Source organism: Vibrio sp. 811 (assembly GCF_033339195.1).
Genome location: NZ_JAWOUB010000280.1, coordinates 1 through 795, shown reverse-complemented (window position 1 = coordinate 795; position 795 = coordinate 1). Strand labels below are relative to the sequence as shown.

Annotated in this window: 1 protein-coding gene and 1 pseudogene; both read right to left on the bottom strand. The window is 47.8% G+C overall.

The features are described from left to right. Positions 1–254, bottom strand: a pseudogene (locus R7Q46_RS26350) (ABC transporter permease); the annotation flags it as partial. Next, positions 251–795: TOBE domain-containing protein (locus R7Q46_RS26345; RefSeq protein ID WP_318078107.1), on the bottom strand; the 545-nt coding region annotated here is incomplete at its 5' end. The gene R7Q46_RS26345 and the pseudogene R7Q46_RS26350, both read right to left, overlap by 4 nt.

The window sequence follows — 795 nt, the reverse complement described above, 5'->3', positions numbered from 1 at the left end:
TGCGCTAACGCTTGGATTGTTTTCGGCAAGGCCTGCGGAATATCTCGGTTGTCGACACTGCGATAAAGCATTTCTAAAATAGGAAACGCAAATGTGAGCAAAATAAAGCACACCAACGGCAACGTCAGCATGATTGAGCGTAGGTTTTTATTGCGCTCCGCTTTTTGTAGTTGGGCTCTGAGATCGCTCTTTTGGTGATTCACATGTCGTTCGATTTCCAGCACCGAATCTAACGAGGTTAGCTCTCGACTCATGCCGCCACCTCTTCGGTTTCTGGTTGAATCGCATCTAGCGCATGGCAATCTGTACTTTTCCACCCAATTCGACAAACCGTTCCCGGAATAAGGTTCAGATGCGTTCGGTTGTCGTTGGGCACTTTCACAACAAACTGACCAACCAGTTCAACGTCAACCACTAACCGATAATGATCACCGTGATAAATTAGCTCACGCAGCACGCCTTCAATTTGGTTATCACACGATTCGTCATCAGGTTGGATGGAAATTTTCTCTGGTCGAATAGACAAGGTGGTGTGCTCGCCGTTTTGGGTCACTCGAACCGGTTTGGCAACGAAGTGAGCGGGGCCGACCTGGACTTGGCATCGCTCTGATTGCCACTCTTTTACCACACCAGAAAGCTGATTATTTTCACCAATAAACTGAGCGACGAACGCGTTACTCGGAGATTCATACAGTTCCGTTGGCGGGGCAAGTTGCTGCACTTCGCCTTGATTAAAAACTGCGATTCGATCAGACATAGTGAGCGCTTCATCTTGGTCATGCGTGACATACAAAA